Here is a 12,672-nt window from a genome sequence, read left to right as displayed (position 1 = left end):
AGCTTCATTTGCTCCTTGGAGAGTGTTTCACTCTAAAACGGCGTCCTTCGGACGCTAAAAACAAAGTTGAAACTGATTGAGGGTTTCGTTTAGTGTTAAACCCTAACTTGAATTGCCTTTTGTTAATGCACGACTAATCTTTGCCCTTTTGGATGGTAAGGGCCATTTTTGGTCAAGCTTTCCCAAAGCTTGTTCGCCTGCGCAAAGTTTGATTGAGGTTTGTGATTCTTTTCTAAGGATTTTTAGAGTGTTTGCGCTTTTGGACGGCCTTTAAATTGGGAATTCGCTCTTAAAAGTCCAGTGGAGCGCGGTTTTAATTCTTAAGAGGCACTCCTTCTGAGCGCGGAGAATGTAAACACCAATACAAATGCTTCCCCTCAAGAAACTCCCGCCTTAACTGGCCTTATGAGAGTATAAACCTTTAGGAAAGAGCGCTCAAAAGGAACCCCTGCCTTTGATGAAACTTCTAGAAAGGGAAGTTTTTGTGGAGCCCCGGGCGGGGTTTGAACCCGCGACCTGCCGCTTACCAAGCGGCCGCTCCACCAGGCTGAGCCACCGGGGCGTCGTTGATACGATGGACGGAGCCTTTATAAATTTTTCCCTCCGAGCTTCTCGACGAGTCCCTCAAGAACCTCCTTGAAGGCCGAAGCGTCAATCCACTTTATGCCCATCTTCTGGGCCCACGTCAGTATTCCAACGTCCGCCGAAACAATAGTAGCATCGAGCTCTTTGGCGAGGAGAATCAGTTCAAAGTCCTCCTTGCTGTCAACTATCCCCTCGCGGAGGGCTTTTCGGTAGTTCCTTCTAAGCTTCTGGATTACCTTGTCAACGTTGTCCATTTCAATTACGCTCTCGCGAACGGCCTTCTCGGCAACCCTCAGGCCCTTATCAACCCTTCTCCTTATGTCGTCTATCAGCTCGTAAACCACGAAGGCCGGAATCTTTAGGTCGTGTAGGTTAGGTGGCTTCTTGATGATGTAGAGCTCTATCTCTGGTTTCAGTCCCTCATCAACGAAGTGCATAACCTCCCTGTAGATTCCGGGTGGCATGTAGAACTCTACCTTGCCGAAGAGTTTCTCTGCGTATCCAAGGAAGGTTCTCATGGCCTCCGTTGGGTTAGCCCCGAAGTCCTTTCTGATTTCTGGATTCACGAATACGCTGGTGTCAAGAACGAACCTCAGAGTCATCAGCCACCACAAGGTTATTTAGGGTCGGGACTTTAAAAAGTTGGGTGGAAGCATGAAGGTTGGCGTCGCCTTCGGTGTTAGTGAACTCGCAAATCCAAAGTCATTTGAGAAAAAGGCTTCTGAATTTCTTACGGCCCTTGCTGGGGACTTCGACGTGGTTGGTGGCTTTATGCTAAGCTCAAGGGCGGACTTTAAGAATGCAAAGGGGGAGCTCAACTTCAACGGTGTTGATGCCATAGTCCTCTACCCCCTGACCGGTGGAACCGAGGGGTTCCTCAAGGAGTTCTTCGTCTTCAGAAGGCCCACCGTTATCTTCGGGGACCCCTTCAACAACTCCCTAGCGGCTGGAATCGAAATCAGGGAGTTCCTGCGCGAGAGGCTCGTTCCTTCAACCCTTGTTAAGGACCTGGACGAACTCAAAGCGGCCCTGCTTGCCTATGAAGACGCCCTCGAAACGCTGGAACCCTTTCTCCGTGCGAGGCTTGGCTTAATAGGCAGAGTCTCCCCATGGCTCGTCAACGAAGGGTTCGAGCTCCCCTACACTAGGATTAGCCTCAAGAAGTTCTACGAGTACTACGACAAGACAAGCGACGATGACGGGTGGAAGGTCGTTGAGGACGTTTTTGAGGGAGCTGAAGAAATAAAGGAGCCCGGGAAGGAGGCCCTAATGAAGGCTGGAAGGATATACCTTGCCATCAGGGAAATCCTGCGTGACTACAAGCTCGATGGATTCACGATAGGTTGCTTCGACCTCATAGGAAAGCTCAACGCAACGCCGTGTTTGGCCCTGGCAATGTTCAACGCCGAGGGGATTCCGGCTGGCTGTGAGGGTGAGCTCAACTCCCTCCTTGGGATGTACATCATCAGGAAATACTTTGACAAGCCAGCCTTCATGGGCAACGTGGCCGACTTTGGGGAAAACTACGTTATACTCGCCCACTGCACAGCGCCCCTCCTCTGGCGTTATAGACTGAGGAGCCACTTCGAGAGCGGTATCGGTGTTGGTGTTGACGTAGAGTTCCCAAAGGGAAAGGCAAGCCTCTTTAAGGTTCGCGGAAGGCGCGCTGTCGTTGCGGGCGTTGAGGTTCTTGGCAACGAGCATCTCGAAAATAGGTGCAGAACTCAGGTTAGGCTGAAGGTTGAAGATGCCCCCGAGTTCCTCGATGGAACGCTCGGGAATCATCACCTGCTGACATACGTTGACCCAGAGGAGCTGGCCGATTTACTGAGCGAAATTGGGTTTGAGGTTATGTTTTACTGAGCTCCCCTTTCACTTCTATACCAAAAGGTTATAGCCCCTAAATCTACCAATCATTAGAGGGGTGATGAGAAAATGAGACCTGCTCAGGCCGCTATAGAATACCTATTCATGATTGCACTAGCGCTTACAATGGTTCTTATAGCAGTTCGACTGGTGCACAGAACGGCCCAGACTGCAACGGAGAGCATGAACAGAACAAACAAAAAAATAATTGAAATCCTGAAAAATATGACTAATCAGTCCTGAACCTTTCCAAGCATCCCTATGGCTATAAGTCCCAGCCCTAGGACGATGGGTATCGGATGGAGCGAGGCCGCGATGAAGGCCACCGCAATTATTGCTATTCTGTAGTACATCTTTAGGTGCCCCTTGAGCCATCCAGTAAAGCCAACGGACAGCATGTAGAGAACCAGTATCGTCGCGAAGAGGTCGTAGAGCACCGTCCCAACCATTGCTGGCGTCCAGTCTTTGACGGTTATGAGGAACATCTCTGGATGGGTGAAGTAGATATATGGCCCGATATAACCGGCTATTGCGTAGCGAACTGCGTTTAGAGCCGTCTTCCAGAAGTCGCCTCCGGCTAATGCCGAACCTGCGTAGCTGGCCAGTGCCACCGGTGGTGTTATGTCCGCGAGGATTCCGAAGTAGAACACGAAGAAGTGTGCCGCTAGGAGTGCTATGGCGGTTGCAAAGCCGGGAACCGGCTGGTTGTATGGGTAAACCGAGCTGACCGCCTGATAGATGGCCGGTGCCATGACGAGGGACGTTATGATGTAGTTCGCCGTTGTTGGAACACCCATACCGAGGATTAGGCTGAATACCATGGTAACTATGAGGAGTAGCCAGAGGTTTCCACCGGTTAGCTCCGCCAGACGGTAGCCGAGGGAGTTTGCAAGGCCTGTTATAGTCAGCGAACCCTGGATGAGTCCAGCGCTAGCGGCCGCGAGCATGACAGCAGTGCTGGTCTTTCCTGCTTCAATCATCGACTCGTAGGTGGCGGAGAACATCTTTTTCCCGTCCTTACTCTTGGAGATTGCCCCAACAATCAGGGAGAAAACTATCCCGAAGATTCCTGTCATGAAGAGTAGGTTCTCTCTGCGGACACCAATGGCCTGATTAAGGGCGATGAACCCTAGGAAGAGTAGAGTGATATAAAGCTTTTCGTTGAAGGTAACCTCCTTCTTTAAAACTGCCAGAACCAGGAGTAGTCCCATCAGTCCTAGGAGCACCGCAGTTCCCTTTCCGTAAAACATCAGCAGGGTTCCAACAAGGACTATTGCAACGTAAAGGGCCTCATTGCCTTGAATCTCGTCCTTCGATATCCATGCGACCCAGATGGCAACACCCAGGGAGGAGATTGCCGCTATGTGGGCGGGGATTCCCCAGACGAGGGCGACCGTTATGACGGCTATGGGGAGGAGAATGTAGCTCTTTCTCAGGAAATAGCGTATCGGTTTGAAGTGTTCCTTGGGCATGCCCTTGAGGCCGAGCCTCTTGGTTTCCCTGTCTATGAAGAGGTAAACCCCCGAGTAGTAGACGAGGGCCGGAATGACCGCGGCGATGATTATCTTGTTATATGGGACCCCCAAGAATTCTGCCATAATAAAGGCCGCGGCACCCATTATAGGAGGCATGAGTTGGCCACCGGTGGAGGCAACAGGTTCAACTGCACCGGCTATTTCAGGCGGATAGCCAGCTTTCTTCATTAGGGGTATCGTAAAGGTTCCAGTTGTGAGAACGTTAGCGACGCTTGAGCCACTGACAGTTCCCATAAGTCCACTAGCTATAACTGCCGCCTTCGCGGGTCCTCCGGGACGGGAGCCGAAGAGGCTTATCATAAACTCTGTGATATAGTCGCTTACCCCAATCTTGAGCAGGAACGCCCCAAAGAATATGAAGGCAAAGACATAGATTGTCATGACGTAGAGCGGCGTCGCGAATATTCCCTCGCTCGCAAGGTACATATGCTCGGCGAACACTGTCCAGTTGAAGCCTATGTTCTGTATTGCGTAGCCCAAGAACACCAGAACCACTAGGGGTAGAACCCACCCGATAACCCTCCTTGTGGCTTCAAGGACCACAAAGATGGCCAGCAATGCGAAGATTATGTCGCGCTGGTAGACGGTGGCCGTTTCCGCGTAGCTTGGATACCTAAAGAAAAGGTAGAACATTGCAATGAGGCTAAGGCCAATGAATACGAAATCTACCGGCTGAACTCTGTGCATGCTCTCCTTGGTTCTCCTCATCGGGTACAACAAGTACGCTATGAGGAGTATCATTGCCAGGACAAAGGCTTCACCCTGCTGGCTCTGAAATGTGTACAGGAGAAAGTTCAATTTTATCCCAAGCCTAGAGAGCATATCGTAAAGGGCACCATTAAAGTTGAAGATGAACAGAATCTCATAAATACCGATGAGAATCGCGGCGACAGTTACAATCTTGTCAAACAACGGGGGAAGTTTCCTTGTCCTGCTTATAACCTCTTCAAGTTTTTCGATATCAACCCTTTCCTCTTCTACCAACCTCAACACCTCCCGATGATTACCAAAATTAGGGGACATCTCTCAACACGGAAATGGACAAGCCCTGGGACTGGGGGCTTGATTACGGTTTTGTTGTCCACAAGGATTTTGGGCCTGTTGAAGGGTATGAACCAGTAGTCGAGACTCTTTCCGAGTGGCTGGTCCACGAGCTTGTAGTAGTAATCACCCTCCCTCCCCTGGATGTCCTCAGGGAGGCCGGCCCCAAAGTCTTTCCAGAGCATCTTTCTGACGAACATCCCGCTTGAATTGGCCTCAATGACCTCTATTACCTCGCTGTGCTCCACACTGTGGTTGTACTCAATCCTTAGCCATGCATCGCCAAGGGGATAGACATACGAGGATGATTGGGTCTCTATTACCAATGAGTTAACCGGAAAAATGGCTGTGGCGAGGAGTATAATGGCAAAAAAGAAAAGGGCCCTTTTCAAGGCCCTCACCCGCTCGGTGGCTTGATGTTGTCTGGAACGTTGAGCCCCTTCTCCTCGTAGTACTTGTAGGCACCTGGGTGGAGCGGTATGCTCATACCGTCGAGGGCTGTGTCAAGGCTTATGTACTTGGCCTTCTGGTGGACGGCGCGGAGGGCGTCAACGTTGTCGAAGAGAACCTTAGTCATCTCATAAACGACGTCATCCGGAAGGCTCGCGCTGACGACAAGAATGGCCTTAACGGCCAGGGTTGGTGTATCTTCGGTCATTCCCTTGTAGGTGTCCTTGGGGAGAACCTGCCTGACGTAGAAGATGTAGCCCTCACTCTTGAGCTTGTTGAGGACGTCATCAGAAATCGGGATGACCCTAACTGGGGTTGTAACGGCTATCTGGGTTATAGCTGGAGTAGGGGCTCCGGAAACTATAACAGCGGCGTCAATCTGGCCAAGTTTGAGTGCCTGAGCGGCTTGGCTGAAGTCCTGATTGACTTTCTGAATCTTGTCCCAGACTCCAGCGGCCTTGAGAATCTGCTCTGCGGCGACTGCCGTTCCGCTACCGGGGGCGCCTATGGCCACCTTCTTACCTGCCAAGTCCTGAAGGCTCTTTATGTCGCTGTCAGCCCTGACAACGAACTGGACAGTTTCAGGGTAAAGGGCCGCAACACCGCGAAGGTTCTTTATCGGCTTGCCCTCGAACATATAAAGCCCGTGGTATGCATAGTAAGCCACATCGTTCTGCATTATAGCGGCTTGGGCGTTGCCATCGCCGATTGCTTTGGCGTTAGAAACGCTCGCACCGCTTGTAACCGCTTTAGCTTTTATCCCCGCCTTGTTAAGAAGCTCCGCATATTTTGAACCGAGAGGGTAGTAAACTCCGCTGGTTCCACCAGTGTAGATAGTTATTGTCCCTGAGAATGTTGCGGTTTCACTACTTTGAGTTGCTGGGCTCTTGCTTCCGGTAGCACTGGCTGTTTCTGTGCTTTGTCCTCCACCTATACACCCAGCGACCACTATAGAAAGCACCAAAACGGCCACAAGGGCCAGGGTTGTTAACTTCTTCAAATTTCCCACCTCCCCATCAATGCGCACAATATGGCCACATGGCCATATTAGTCTATTAATGCACCATTCTTTTTTAAATAGTTTGCGTTACAACTTCGAAAAACTCGCAAAATGTTATGCGTTTTTTCTATCAATTTTCATAGAATCCCCGGTAGTTTTGGACATCAGTGTGTTCAGGCATAATGTTTTATATGCCAGCTTCAAACCGAGTCCCGGTGATAGTAAGATGGATGTCATAATGACAACAAAAGTTGACTTAGCCTCAATGAACATAATGAAAAAGCTCATCGAGAACTTTGGCTTTAAGGAAACTGACATGGTCTTTGACGGCAACCCCGTTTATCGCAACGGTAAAACGTTAATCTTGACAACCAACGATGAGATGATTTACTACGACAACCTCGACAAGACTATCGAGAGTCAGCTCGGCTTCAAGCCTGAAATCATAGCTTTTGCCTCCCGCCACTCAAGCAAGCAGAAGTTACCTGCTCTGACAACCCACGTCACCGGGAACTGGGGAAAGGCGATGTACGGTGGAAAGGACGGGAGCCTCGCGATAGCGGTGCCGAGCGCAATGAAACTGGCACTCCTCAAGATGAACGAACTGAACGACCTCGGCTGGACCGTCTGCTATGAAGCCACCCACCATGGACCGAGCGAGCTTGACGTTCCGAGCTTTTTCATCGAGATAGGTTCAAGCGAGGAGGAATGGGTAAATGACAGGGCGGGTGAGATAATAGCCGAGACTATAGTCCACGTCCTTGACAACTATAAGAGGGTCAAGTTCAAGGTTGCCGTCGGGATAGGCGGCGGTCACTACGCGCCAAAGCAGACGAAACGTGCCCTAGAGACCGATTTGGCCTTCGGCCATATCGCGCCAAAATACACCCACCCCCTTCCAAAGGAGATGCTCATCAAGGCTATCAAAAGAACCGTTGAGAAAGTTGATGCTGTCTATGTTGATTGGAAGGGTAGCAAAGGAGAAACCAGACAACTGGCGAAGGGCCTAGCGGAGGAGCTCGGCCTTGAGTTCATCCGGGATTGAGCCGAAACCTTTAAAGAGACCTGGGGGCAGTTAAGTTCAGTTTCGGGTTAGCTAAGTTTATATACCACTCCCCTACAAACTCCAAAGGGTGTTAAACTCTTCGGAGGGTGAAAAGATGCTGAAGCTGATTGAAGATGCCATCGAGAGGACCTCGGCGGCCCAGCCGAAGGCCGTCCCAGAGGTTCAGCCTCAGTCAGACATAGATGAGGAGCTTAAAAAGCTCCTTGAGCAGATTCAGGCTAAGATATACGTCGTCGGTGTCGGCGGTGCTGGCTGTAACACCGTTAACAGGATGATGCAAGTTGGAATAGAGGGTGCCAAGATAATTGCAATCAACGCAGACGCCCAGGATCTCCTCAAGATTAGGGCTCACAAGAAGATACTCATTGGAAAGGAACTCACCCGTGGTCTCGGTGCCGGAAACAACCCGAAAGTGGGTGAGGAAGCGGCCAGAGAAAGCGAGAGGGAAATAAGGGAGGCACTGGAAGGGGCTGACATGGTCTTCATTACCTGTGGTCTCGGAGGTGGAACCGGAACTGGTGCGGCTCCGGTTGTTGCCGAGATAGCTAAGAAGATGGGTGCCCTCACCGTTGCTGTCGTCACGCTTCCCTTCACCGTTGAAGGGATAAGGCGCATCAAAAACGCCGAGTACGGCCTTGAAAAGCTCAGAAAGAACACCGACACGGTAATAGTCATCCCAAACGACAAGCTCATGGAAGTTGCTCCTAACCTGCCGATACACATGGCCTTCAAGGTTGCGGACGAGATACTGGTTCAGGCCGTTAAGGGTATAACCGAGCTCATAACCAAGCCCGGACTTGTTAACCTCGACTTCAACGATGTTAGGGCAGTCATGAAGGACGGTGGCGTGGCAATGATAGGCATAGGTGAGAGCGACAGCGAGAAGAGGGCTTTAGAAGCTGCTCAGCAGGCCCTTAACAGTCCGCTCCTCGACGTTGATATCAGCGGTGCGAAGGGCGCTTTGATAAGCATCAGCGGAAGCGACGTTAAGCTTGAAGAAGCCCAGCAGATAATCGAGCTCGTTACGAGCAAGCTCGACCCAGAGGCTCAGGTCATCTGGGGAATCCAGCTGGATGAGGAGCTCGGCAAGATGATTAGAATCCTCCTCGTCGTTACAGGTGTTAGCTCGCCGTACGCCGTTGCAGAGGAAGAGGAGAACCCCTACGTTGGCGAGGAAGAGAAGAGGACAATCAGGCTTGACCTCGATGAGCTTTGAACAGCTTAATAACTTTTTACGGGGTGAGAAAAGTGGCAAACATCGTCGAAAACATTAAAACCTTCCTCCACGAATCCAAGAGGGTTCTGATGGTCACGAGAAAGCCTGGAATGAAGGAGTTCAAGCTCGCAGTCAAGATTACGGGAGTTGGGATGATTATCATTGGCCTGATTGGTATGCTCATCAGGATGATTGGCTACTTCATCACGGGCTCGTGAGGGTTGCACCATGGCCGAGGGAAAGATATTCACCGTCAGCGTTACCGTTGGTCAAGAAACAACTACTGCAAACTTGATTTACAGTAAAGCAAAAACGTACAACATCCCAATCCAGGCCATACTAGCCCCGAGTAAGGTTAAAGGTTATATCTTCGTTGAGGCCCCAAGCAAGAGCGCCGTTGATGAAGCTATAAGGGGTATCCGCCACGCCAAGCGCGTTCTCCCGGGCGAGATTCCCTTCCACGAGATTGAGCACTTCCTTGAGGAGAAGCCAGCCGTTAGCGGTTTCGAGCCGGGGGACATCGTTGAGCTCATTGCCGGCCCGTTCAAGGGCGAGAAGGCCAAGGTTGTCAGGGTTGATGAGAGCAAGGACGAAATCGTCGTCGAGCTCATTGGCTCAATCGTCCCGATACCGGTCACGGTGAGGGGCGAATACGTTAGACTTATAAGCAAACGCCAGAAGGAGTGACAGGCCCGAGACAAAAGTAAAGGTGGTGAGATAAATGCCACAGGTTGTCGAAGTCCTCGTTGAAGGTGGAAAAGCTACACCCGGACCTCCGCTCGGTCCTGCCATCGGTCCCCTAGGACTGAACGTTAAACAGGTTGTTGACGAGATAAACAAGGCCACGAAGGAATTCGAGGGAATGCAGGTTCCCGTCAAGATTATCGTTGAGGACCCCAAGAAGAAGACCTTCAGGATTGAGGTCGGTATTCCGCCGACCAGCCAGCTCATAAAGAAGGAGCTCGGCATTCCGAAGGGCTCAAGTGAGGCCGGCCACACCCCGGTCGGGAACCTCACCATGGAGCAGGTCGTCAAGATAGCCAAGATGAAGATTGACCAGATGCTCGCACCGACGCTTAAGGCAGCTGCCAAGGAAGTCATTGGAACGGCCCTCAGTATGGGCGTTACCGTCGAGGGCAAGGACCCAAGGGAAGTTCAGAGGGAAATTGACGAAGGACTCTACGACGAGATTTTTGAGAAAGCTGAAGAGTGAGGGAAAACTTTAAAAATCCCTCCTTTTACGCATCTTTGACTTTTTCGGCTTAAATCGAAAAACGAAAGGGAGGGCTGTAAATGGCCTTCGACAGGCAGAAACTCGTGGAAGCGGTGAAGGAGGCGAAGGCCCGGGCTAAGCCGCGTAACTTCACACAGACCGTCGAGATAGCAGTCAACCTCAAGGATATAGACCTCCGCAAGCCGGAGAACAGGTTTAAGCTTGAGGTTGTACTGCCTCACGGTCGTGGGAAGGAGCCCAAAATCGCGGTCATCGCTGATGGTGCCGTTGCCGAGGCGGCTAAAAAGCTCGGGCTGGATGTTATTAGTGGAGAGCAGCTTGAGGAAATAGCGAAGAGCCCAAGGGAAGCGAGGAAGCTTGCGAAGCGCTACGACTTCTTCATAGCGGCGGCACCACTGATGCCAAAGATAGGTAAGTACCTCGGTAGGTACCTAGGTCCGAGGAACAAGATGCCACAGGTCGTTCCGCCGACCATGACTAACCTCGAGCCCATAGTGAACAAGCTCAAGAGAACAGTTAGGATACAGCTCAAGAACAACCCGGTTGTCCACGCCCCGATAGGAACCGAGGACATGGACGATGAGAAGCTCGCCGAAAACGCCGAGGCGGTTCTCAACGCTATCATCAACAAGCTCGAGCGTGGCGAGAACCAGGTGAAGTCAGTGTACGTGAAGACCACAATGGGCCCGGCCGTTAAGGTTGAGAGGTGAGGGAGATGGCCCACGTAGCCGAGTGGAAGAAGAAGGAAGTTGAAGAACTCACCAAGATAATCAAGAGCCACCCAGTGATTGCCCTCGTTGACGTGGCCGGTGTCCCCGCTTATCCGCTCAGCAAGATGCGTGACAAGCTCCGCGGGAAGGCGCTCCTCAGGGTCAGCAGGAACACCCTCATTGAGCTGGCTATAAAGAGGGCCGCTCAGGAGCTTGGTAAGCCGGACCTTGAGAAGCTCGCCGATTACATCGAGGGTGGCGCTGCCATACTTGCCACCGAGATGAACCCCTTCAAGCTCTACAAGCTCCTTGAGGAGAGCAAGACGCCGGCACCGGCCAAGCCCGGAGCAGTCGTTCCGAAGGACGTTGTCATTCCTGCCGGCCCTACCTCAATCCCACCGGGCCCGCTCGTCGGTGAGATGCAGGCCCTTGGAATCCCTGCGAGGATTGAGAAGGGTAAAGTTAGCATCCAGAAGGACTACACCGTGCTCAAGGCCGGTGAGGTTATAACCGAACAGCTCGCGAGAATACTCAACGCTTTGGGAATAGAACCTCTCGAGGTCGGTCTCAACCTGCTCGCGGCCTACGAGGACGGTATCGTTTACACACCTGATGTGCTGGCGATAGACGAGGAGGAGTACATCAACATGCTCCAGAAAGCCTACATGCACGCCTTCAATCTGTCGGTCAACACCGCCTACCCGACCAAGCAGACCATCGAGGCTATCATCCAGAAGGCCTTCCTTGGGGCCAAGAACGTTGCAGTCGAGGCCGGTTACATTACTCCAGAAACAGTCGAGGACATATTTGGCAGGGCTATACGTGCTGTCCTGCTCATAGCCCAGAACCTGCCTGAAGAGTTACTCGACGAGAAGACCAAAGAGCTTTTAAACGCTCAGGCCCAAGTGGCCGTTGCCGCTCCTCAACCAACCGAGGAGAAGGTTGAGGAGGCTGAGGAGGAAGAGGAAGAAGAGGAAGCCAGCGAAGAGGATGCGCTCGCTGGGCTGGGCGCTCTCTTCGGTTGAATTACTTTCCCTCGCATACGTGTGAATAAAAGAATGAAGATGATTGGAGGTGTGAAAAGATGGAGTATGTGTATGCCGCTCTGCTACTCCACGCCGCTGGTAAGGAGATAAACGAGGAGAACCTTAAGAAGGTCCTTGAGGCTGCTGGTGTTACCCCGGACGAGGCAAGGATAAAGGCCCTCGTTGCCGCTCTCGAGGGAGTTAACATCGACGAGGTCATCGAGAAGGCCGCCATGCCGGTTGCCGCTCCGGTCGCCGTTGCCGCCGCTCCCGCTCCGGCCGAGGGCGGTGCTGAGCAGGCTCAGGAGGAGGAAGAGGAGGAAGAGGAAGAGGTCAGCGAGGAGGAGGCCCTCGCTGGTCTCGGTGCCCTCTTCGGTTGAACTTCTTCTTTTTCTTTCAAACTTTAAATGTGGGTCTAAATTTTTTCTAGTGGCTTTTACTGAACCGCAAGCTTTATGTTTGGTTGACTTAACCCATGTAGGGTTGGGCCGGTGGCCTAGTCTGGACAGGGCGTCGGCCTTCGGAGCCGAAGGTCGCGGGTTCGAATCCCGCCCGGCCCGCCATCAGCCCTTGCAAAGCAAGCGCTGGCGGAAAAGTAGTGCCTTTTTTGGAGTGTTCCTTTATGGGTGGGTTTCTCATTTACTTGCCCCTTGAAAGTGTTTCATTTTCTAAACGGCGTCCGAAGGACGCCAAAACAGAGTTGAAACTGTTTTAACGTGGTTGTTTGGAGAGTAACCCCTCTTAGAGTTGCTTTCTGAGTAGTGCACAGCTAATCTCTTGCTTATTCCGAGGGCAAGGAAGGGCCATTTTTGGTCAAGCTTTTTCCAAAAGCTTGCTCGCGAAGTTTGACCAAGGTTTGTATGTCCTTTTGGGTTGCAGTTTTAATAGGGGTTTATTCTTGAACTTGCTTGTTTTTGGTGGTTTCTTTTTGGAATAACGCCCTT

Annotated in this window: 13 protein-coding genes and 2 tRNA genes; 10 read left to right on the top strand and 5 right to left on the bottom strand. The window is 51.7% G+C overall.

The window, feature by feature from the left end:
* Positions 1-485: 485 nt before the first annotated feature.
* Together F7B33_RS08230 and F7B33_RS08225 are read right to left on the bottom strand one after the other, a co-directional pair.
* Positions 486-562 (bottom strand) — tRNA-Thr (locus tag F7B33_RS08230).
* 25 nt (positions 563-587) lie between these two features.
* Complete coding sequence (locus F7B33_RS08225) at positions 588-1,181, bottom strand: RNA ligase partner protein (RefSeq protein WP_297074095.1); 594 nt, start codon at positions 1,179-1,181, stop codon at positions 588-590.
* Positions 1,182-1,239: 58 nt separating this feature from the next.
* On the opposite strand from F7B33_RS08225, the gene F7B33_RS08220 reads away from it, so the two are divergent.
* Positions 1,240-2,448 carry a hypothetical protein gene (locus tag F7B33_RS08220; protein ID WP_297063242.1) on the top strand — a complete coding sequence of 403 codons (1,209 nt, stop codon included), beginning with the start codon at positions 1,240-1,242 and terminating at the stop codon, positions 2,446-2,448.
* Positions 2,449-2,684: 236 nt separating this feature from the next.
* Here the strand turns inward: F7B33_RS08220 and F7B33_RS08215 are convergent, their stop codons facing one another.
* The 3 genes from F7B33_RS08215 to F7B33_RS08205 are packed head-to-tail and all read right to left on the bottom strand — an operon-like array spanning position 2,685 to position 6,477.
* Positions 2,685-4,970 (bottom strand): TRAP transporter fused permease subunit, encoded by a 2,286-nt coding sequence (locus tag F7B33_RS08215; protein ID WP_297074093.1) that lies wholly within the window; start codon positions 4,968-4,970, stop codon positions 2,685-2,687.
* A 2-nt stretch (positions 4,971-4,972) separates the two neighbouring features.
* A complete protein-coding gene (locus F7B33_RS08210; RefSeq protein ID WP_297074092.1) occupies positions 4,973-5,428 on the bottom strand; it encodes a DUF1850 domain-containing protein in 456 nt (151 codons plus the stop codon).
* Entirely contained in the window at positions 5,425-6,477 is a 1,053-nt protein-coding gene (locus F7B33_RS08205) for a TAXI family TRAP transporter solute-binding subunit (RefSeq protein WP_297074091.1), read from the bottom strand. Before F7B33_RS08205 ends, F7B33_RS08210 begins: the two co-directional genes overlap by 4 nt.
* A gap of 226 nt (positions 6,478-6,703) precedes the next feature.
* Between F7B33_RS08205 and F7B33_RS08200 the strand changes: the two genes are divergently transcribed.
* The 9 genes from F7B33_RS08200 to F7B33_RS08160 all read left to right on the top strand — a co-directional run bounded on the left by F7B33_RS08200 (position 6,704) and on the right by F7B33_RS08160 (position 12,291).
* Complete coding sequence (locus F7B33_RS08200; protein ID WP_297063246.1) at positions 6,704-7,522, top strand: D-aminoacyl-tRNA deacylase; 819 nt, start codon at positions 6,704-6,706, stop codon at positions 7,520-7,522.
* Between the two features lie 115 nt (positions 7,523-7,637).
* The gene (gene ftsZ / locus F7B33_RS08195; RefSeq protein ID WP_297063247.1) at positions 7,638-8,759 is read left to right on the top strand and encodes a cell division protein FtsZ; all 1,122 of its coding nucleotides are present in this window, start codon (positions 7,638-7,640) and stop codon (positions 8,757-8,759) included.
* A gap of 32 nt (positions 8,760-8,791) precedes the next feature.
* Entirely contained in the window at positions 8,792-8,977 is a 186-nt protein-coding gene (locus F7B33_RS08190; RefSeq protein ID WP_297063262.1) for a protein translocase SEC61 complex subunit gamma, read from the top strand.
* A gap of 10 nt (positions 8,978-8,987) precedes the next feature.
* The gene (locus F7B33_RS08185; protein WP_297063250.1) at positions 8,988-9,446 is read left to right on the top strand and encodes a transcription elongation factor Spt5; all 459 of its coding nucleotides are present in this window, start codon (positions 8,988-8,990) and stop codon (positions 9,444-9,446) included.
* A 34-nt stretch (positions 9,447-9,480) separates the two neighbouring features.
* Positions 9,481-9,972, top strand: a complete 492-nt coding sequence (locus F7B33_RS08180; protein ID WP_297063251.1) for a 50S ribosomal protein L11 — start codon at positions 9,481-9,483, stop codon at positions 9,970-9,972.
* Positions 9,973-10,052: 80 nt separating this feature from the next.
* On the top strand, positions 10,053-10,703 hold the full coding sequence (locus tag F7B33_RS08175; RefSeq protein WP_297063253.1) for a 50S ribosomal protein L1: 651 nt from the start codon (positions 10,053-10,055) through the stop codon (positions 10,701-10,703).
* A gap of 5 nt (positions 10,704-10,708) precedes the next feature.
* Positions 10,709-11,728, top strand: a complete 1,020-nt coding sequence (locus F7B33_RS08170) for a 50S ribosomal protein L10 (RefSeq protein WP_297063255.1) — start codon at positions 10,709-10,711, stop codon at positions 11,726-11,728.
* Positions 11,729-11,787: 59 nt separating this feature from the next.
* Complete coding sequence (rpl12p, locus tag F7B33_RS08165) at positions 11,788-12,108, top strand: 50S ribosomal protein P1 (protein WP_099209919.1); 321 nt, start codon at positions 11,788-11,790, stop codon at positions 12,106-12,108.
* A gap of 105 nt (positions 12,109-12,213) precedes the next feature.
* Positions 12,214-12,291: transfer RNA gene (locus tag F7B33_RS08160), tRNA-Arg, on the top strand.
* The last annotated feature ends 381 nt before the right edge of the window (positions 12,292-12,672 follow it).

The sequence above is a fragment of the Thermococcus sp. genome, from assembly GCF_015523185.1.
Taxonomy (GTDB): Archaea; Methanobacteriota_B; Thermococci; order Thermococcales; family Thermococcaceae; genus Thermococcus.
This window is presented reverse-complemented; position numbering and strand designations above follow the sequence as displayed.

Coding starts and splice junctions, on each gene's coding strand:
- F7B33_RS08220 (WP_297063242.1), top strand. CDS start 1,240: ATGAAGGTTGGCGTCGCCTTCGGTGTTAGTGAACTCGCAAATCCAAAG.
- F7B33_RS08200 (WP_297063246.1), top strand. CDS start 6,704: ATGGATGTCATAATGACAACAAAAGTTGACTTAGCCTCAATGAACATA.
- ftsZ (WP_297063247.1), top strand. CDS start 7,638: ATGCTGAAGCTGATTGAAGATGCCATCGAGAGGACCTCGGCGGCCCAG.
- F7B33_RS08185 (WP_297063250.1), top strand. CDS start 8,988: ATGGCCGAGGGAAAGATATTCACCGTCAGCGTTACCGTTGGTCAAGAA.
- F7B33_RS08180 (WP_297063251.1), top strand. CDS start 9,481: ATGCCACAGGTTGTCGAAGTCCTCGTTGAAGGTGGAAAAGCTACACCC.
- F7B33_RS08175 (WP_297063253.1), top strand. CDS start 10,053: ATGGCCTTCGACAGGCAGAAACTCGTGGAAGCGGTGAAGGAGGCGAAG.
- F7B33_RS08170 (WP_297063255.1), top strand. CDS start 10,709: ATGGCCCACGTAGCCGAGTGGAAGAAGAAGGAAGTTGAAGAACTCACC.
- rpl12p (WP_099209919.1), top strand. CDS start 11,788: ATGGAGTATGTGTATGCCGCTCTGCTACTCCACGCCGCTGGTAAGGAG.